This window comes from Halomonas sp., assembly GCF_031581305.1.
Classification (GTDB): domain Bacteria; phylum Pseudomonadota; class Gammaproteobacteria; order Pseudomonadales; family Halomonadaceae; genus Halomonas.
Map to the genome: position 1 here is coordinate 1 of NZ_JAVLBC010000207.1, position 5,417 is coordinate 5,417.

The 5,417-nt window shown below is 64.4% G+C and carries 5 protein-coding genes; 2 read left to right on the forward strand and 3 right to left on the reverse strand.

Features of this window, described 5'->3' with window-relative positions; all coding sequences use genetic code 11:
- Window positions 1-495, reverse strand: a 495-nt coding sequence (locus tag RI841_RS14025; protein WP_310706250.1) for a hypothetical protein, incomplete at its 3' end; no start/stop codon positions are given.
- Between the two features lie 221 nt (window positions 496-716).
- Here RI841_RS14025 and dusA point away from each other — a divergent pair.
- Entirely contained in the window at window positions 717-1,760 is a 1,044-nt protein-coding gene (dusA, locus tag RI841_RS14030; RefSeq protein ID WP_310706251.1) for a tRNA dihydrouridine(20/20a) synthase DusA, read from the forward strand.
- 64 nt (window positions 1,761-1,824) lie between these two features.
- Here dusA and RI841_RS14035 read toward each other — a convergent pair whose 3' ends face one another.
- The gene (locus tag RI841_RS14035) at window positions 1,825-2,856 is read right to left on the reverse strand and encodes a succinylglutamate desuccinylase/aspartoacylase family protein (protein WP_310706252.1); all 1,032 of its coding nucleotides are present in this window, start codon (window positions 2,854-2,856) and stop codon (window positions 1,825-1,827) included.
- 181 nt (window positions 2,857-3,037) lie between these two features.
- On the opposite strand from RI841_RS14035, the gene RI841_RS14040 reads away from it, so the two are divergent.
- A complete protein-coding gene (locus RI841_RS14040; protein ID WP_310706253.1) occupies window positions 3,038-3,661 on the forward strand; it encodes a TetR family transcriptional regulator in 624 nt (207 codons plus the stop codon).
- A gap of 89 nt (window positions 3,662-3,750) precedes the next feature.
- On the opposite strand, the gene RI841_RS14045 is transcribed toward RI841_RS14040, so the two are convergent.
- Window positions 3,751-5,417 (reverse strand): efflux RND transporter permease subunit (locus tag RI841_RS14045; RefSeq protein ID WP_310706254.1); only part of this gene is annotated, 1,667 nt, incomplete at its 5' end.

The window sequence follows — 5,417 nt, forward strand, 5'->3', positions numbered from 1 at the left end:
GGGGATGACCGCGCTCGGGCGGATCCGCTGCGAGCGCTGGAAGTAAGCCCGCAGCCGCTCGATCTCCCCCGCCGTCGGCCGCCGGTCACGCGACTTGGACTTCCCGATCAGCCCCTTTGAGCGCAACAGCAGCTTCGCCGCCTCAAACTCGCTCAGGTTCACTGGCATCTTCCAGGCCGCCACGGCCGTTTTCAGGATGATGCCCAGCCACACGATGTCCTGGTTGATAGTGGCCGGCTTGATCCCGCTATTCCGCCGCATCACACCGTGCTCAATGATCTGCTGGCTGGTCAGCGCCGTGATCTGCACCCGGGCAATGGGGAAGCGCTGCAGCTGCTCGATCGTCGCCCGCTTGGAGCGGCCGGCATCTTGGGCGAACTCGTGCAGGTAGCGCTCCATGGCGTTATCGAGAGTCACCCCTCGCCACTGCGCCGACAGGATCCCGCCCGGCGCGTTGAGCTCCAACTCGCGACGCTTCGCCCACTCCTCGGCCATCGCCTTCCTGGGGAACGTCCGCGACTCAGAGTGGTCTGGTTGCCCACGGCGCGCGATGCGGATCTGGGCCAGGTATGAGAAACTGCCGTCCTTTCTCTTACGCTTCCTGATTGTCGCCACGCGAAGCCTCCTGATGTACCAAATCGCCAAGGCCCCGTGTGCCAAAAAAGTACCAACGCATGGCGAAAAACAGGGCTCAAACACTGTAAATATGTACAGTTATGACAGATAAGGCAACAGCTACAACCCGCATGGATACTGGCATCGCACGTCCAGCGCTGGACAGAACTTTCTCCGTGGCCCCCATGATGGATTGGACGACCCGCGACTACCGCGCCTTCGCCCGGACCCTGACGCGGCGCGCCCTGCTCTATACCGAGATGGTGACCACCGGCGCCATCCTGCACGGCAGTCCGCGCAGCCGATTCCTGGGCCATGAGGCGGACGAGCACCCGCTCGCCCTGCAGCTGGGCGGCAGCGACGCCGTTGAACTCGCCGAGTGCGCAGCCATCGCCGAGGCGTGGGGCTATGACGAGGTCAATCTCAACGTCGGCTGCCCCAGCGACCGGGTGCAGAACAACATGATCGGCGCCTGCCTGATGGGCCACCCGGAAAAGGTAGCCGCCGCCGTGCGCGCCATGCACGAGGCGGTGTCGATCCCGGTCACGGTCAAGTGCCGCATCGGCATCGACGACCAGGACGAGGATGCCGATCTCGAGCGCTTCATTGCCAGCGTGGCTGACGCCGGCTGCGATACCTTCATCGTGCATGCGCGCAAGGCGTGGCTCGAGGGACTCTCCCCCAAGGAGAACCGTGACGTGCCGCCGCTCAACTACGGTCGCGTGCATCGGCTCAAGGCGAGCCATCCCGAGCTTCATATCGGCATCAACGGCGGCCTGAAGACGCTCGACGCCTGCCGGGAGCAGCTCGAGCGCGTGGACAGCGTGATGGTCGGCCGTGAGGCCTACCAGAACCCCTGGCTACTGGCCGGCGTCGACCAAGCCCTCTACGGCGTGCCGGGACCGGCCGAGAGTCGCCATGCGGCGGCCCGCGCGCTGCGCCCCTATATTGCCGGCCGCCTGGCAGAGGGCGCGAAGCTCAACCACGTTACCCGCCACCTGCTGGGGCTCTTCCAGGGCCAGCCGGGCGGGCGCAAGTTCCGCCGCCATCTCTCCGAGCACGCCCATCGCGAGGGTGCGGGCCTGCCGGTCTTCGATGACGCCCTGGGCCTGGTCCCCGAGCGCGAGGCCGCTGCCGTAGCCTGAGGCCGGAGGTTCCCGACATGCGGACGGCGCCGAGAAATCGGCGCCGTCCGCGTCCGGGCGAGGCTCAGTAGAGCGCGTCGGGTGGAGGCTCCAGGCTGGAATGGAAGTCCTCGATGGCACTCTCGGCCTCCTCGATAGCATCGAAGCGGGCGATATTGAAGAGCGCCTCGCCCTCGTTGGCCAGCGGCAACCGGCTCATGCCGATCACGATGCCATCGGCCACGGAGCGCACCTCCCCCTCGGCGTTGCCGAAGGGGTCCGCCACGCGGCCCAGCAGTTCGTCCTTGGCCACCCGCGCGCCGAGCCGCACCTGGGGGCGCAGAATGCCGTCGATGGGCGCCCGGGCCCAGCTCGAGCCGTTGGCCACCTCGGCGGCCGGCACCGGCCGGCGGCGATGCTCGCCGGTCAGCATGCCCAGCCGGCGCATCACCCGCAGCACGCCGCGCACGCCCGGGGTGATCGCCCACTGATCGAAGCGCAGTGCCTCGCCGGCCTCGTAGGTGAGCACCGGGATGCCGCGATTCTGGGCGTAATGGCGCAGACTGCCCTCGCGCAGCTCGGCATTGAGGATCACCGGCGCCCCGAAGGCGTTGGCCATGCGCTCGGTCTCGCCACCCGGGGTCAGCTGGGCGCGGATCTGCGGCAGGTTGGTGCGGTGGATGGCGCCGGTATGCAGGTCGATGATGTGGGTGGCGTGATCGACGATCTGCTCGCGGAACAGCGCCGCCATCCGGCCGCCCAGCGAGCCCGATTCGCTGCCCGGGAAGCAGCGGTTGAGGTCGCGGCGATCGGGCAAATAGCGGCTGTGCTGCACGAAGCCGAACACGTTGACGATCGGCACGGCGATCAAGGTGCCGCGCAGGCCCTGGAGCTGCTTCGAGCGCAGCAGTCGGCGCACGATCTCCACGCCGTTGATCTCGTCGCCATGGATGCCGCCACAGACCAGCATCACCGGCCCTGACTGGCGGCCATGCACCACCTCGATCGGAATGTAGAGCGGCGCATGGGTATAGAGACGCGCTACCGGCACATCGATCTGGATGCGCGAGCCTGGCGAGACGCGGGTACCGGCGATGTCAAAGGGGGCACGGGCCATGGGCGCGCTCCTTGAATTACAGAACGGTGTTTTTCGTGGATTCGTTATACGCCTCTACCGCGCCGAACACGAGCCCGGTTAGCGCGAATGGCACGTCATCATACATACAATGTTGTATGTAAAAGGTGGAACGACTCGGGTAGACTATGACCATTACCAGAACGCTGGAGAGCCCGCTTTCATGGCCAGACGCACCAAGGCTGAGGCCGCCGCTACCCGAGAAGCCTTGCTGGACGCCGCCGAGGAGGTCTTTCTCGAGAAGGGCGTGGCCCGCACCTCCCTGGAACAGATCGCCCGCCACGCCGACATGACCCGCGGTGCCATCTACTGGCACTTCCGCAATAAGGCCGACCTCTTCCAGGCCATGCTGCAGCGCGTGCGCATGCCCTTCCAGGAACTCATCGAGGAGATCGGCGACCCCAGCGTCACCGAGCGTCCCCTCGAGGCGATCCGACTGGCCTGCCTGAAAGGCTTCGAGCGTCTCGAGCAGCCCCGCTACCGGCGCGTGCATGCCATCCTTATCCATCACTGCGAGGTCTTCGGCGATATCGACCCGCTGGCCATGCAGAACGAGATGGCCGAGGAAGCCTGCGGTGCCCTGGCCGATTACTTCGCCTGTGCGGCCCGTCTGGGCCAGCTTCGCCCGGAGCTAAGCCCCGACGTGGCCGCCGAATTGCTGCAGGCGATGCTCGGCGGGCTCTTCCACGACTGGCTTCGCAACCACGAGCAGTTCTCGATTCTCGAACGCGGCACGGTGCTGCTGGACACCGAGCTGGCATTGATGCGAACCCCACCCGCCGAGTGAGGTCGCCATTCAGCTGCTGTAGTGACCTCTCCTCAGGCTCGGGCAAGTCATCGCCGATATCGTATCACTGCCCGAGCCAGTGTCTGCGGCTACCCATTGTCCTCTGATGGCTGGTGTTCACGGCCCAGCAGAATATAGAACGCCGGCAGTACAAAGATGGTGAACAGCGTACCGATGCCGAGACCAGCACTGATGGTCAGGCCGATGGCAAAGCGGCTTTCCGCCCCCGGGCCAATGGCAATCAGTAGCGGCACCATGGCAAAGATCAACGCCAGGGAGGTCATGATGATCGGCCGCAGCCGGATGGCGGCCGCCTCAATCACGGCATCAACCTTGTTCAGTCCGCGGTCCTTCTGCAACTGGTTGGCGAACTCGACAATCAGGATACCGTTCTTGGAGACCACCCCGATCAGCGTGATCAGACCCACCTGGGTGTAGATGTTCATGGTGGCGAAGCCAAGCACGATGAACGCCATGGCACCGGCCACCGACATGGGCACTGACACCAGAATGATGAACGGATCGCGCCAGCTTTCGAACTGGGCCGCCAGCACCAGGTAGATGACGAGCAGCGACAGGAAGAACGTCACCATCAAGGCGTTACCCTGAGTCGCCTGCTGCCGGGTCTGGCCGGTGTAGTCATAGCTGTAGCCTTGAGGGAACACCTCGGTGGCCGTTTGCTCCATATAATCCATGGCGGTACCCATGGCGACGCCGGGTTTGACAACACCCTGCAGCGTCAGGGCGTTCTGCTGGTTGAACTGGGTCCGGTTGGACGGCTCGACGTCGCGGGTGAAGCGTATAACGCTGCCCAGGGGCACCAGTTCACCCGTGTCGGCGCGGATCTGGTAGTCGTTGAGCTTCTGTTCGTCCAGACGGAACTGCTGGTCGACCTGAGGAATCACCTGATAGGACCGGCCTTCCATGTTGAAGCGGTTGATGTAGCCACCGCCAAGCATGCTGGCCAGGGTCTGGCCGATGTCCTGCATGGAGAGGCCGAGGTCGGCAACGCGATCCCGATCCACCTTGATCCGCGTCAGCGGCTTGTCGAAGTTGATGGATTTCTGCAGGAACATGAAGTTGCCACTGCCCATGGCCTTGCCCAGCAACTCATCCGCCACCTGGTTCAACTGCTCGTAACTACTACCCGTGGAAATCACGAACTGGAACGGCAGGCCGCCAGCCGAGCCCGGCAGCGACGGACGGGGGAACACGGCGGTTTGCAACCCGGTCACCTTGCTCAGCTCGGCGTCCAGTTGAGGCTGGACCTCAAACTGGGACACCTCCCGTTCGCTCCAGGGTGCCATCTTGAAACCACCGAACACCGCGTTCGGGCTGGTAATACCGATGATCATGAAGTCTTCTTCATAGCCCGGCACCGTCGCCATCCGGCCCTGGATTTCATCGCCATGCTCCATGAGATACTGGAGCGTTGATGTCTGCGGCCCAAGGCCCTGGTAGAACAGGATGCCCTGATCTTCCGTGGGTGCCAGCTCACTCTGGCTCATCATCACCATGAAGTAGATCGAGCCCAGCACCACCACCGCAAAGAACACCACGACGGATTTGGTCTGCATCAGTGAAGCCAGCGCAGACTTGTAGCCGCGTGATAGGCCATTGAAGGTACGCTCCACCACCTGCTCGAACCGGCCCGGATTGCCATGGGGCTTGAGCACCTTGCCCGACAGCATGGGGGACAGAGTGAGGGCGACGATGCCCGAGATCACCACGGCGCCGGCCAGGGTGAAGGCGAATT

Coding starts and splice junctions, on each gene's coding strand:
- dusA (WP_310706251.1), top strand. CDS start 717: ATGACAGATAAGGCAACAGCTACAACCCGCATGGATACTGGCATCGCA.
- RI841_RS14040 (WP_310706253.1), top strand. CDS start 3,038: ATGGCCAGACGCACCAAGGCTGAGGCCGCCGCTACCCGAGAAGCCTTG.
- RI841_RS14035 (WP_310706252.1), bottom strand. CDS start 2,856: ATGGCCCGTGCCCCCTTTGACATCGCCGGTACCCGCGTCTCGCCAGGC.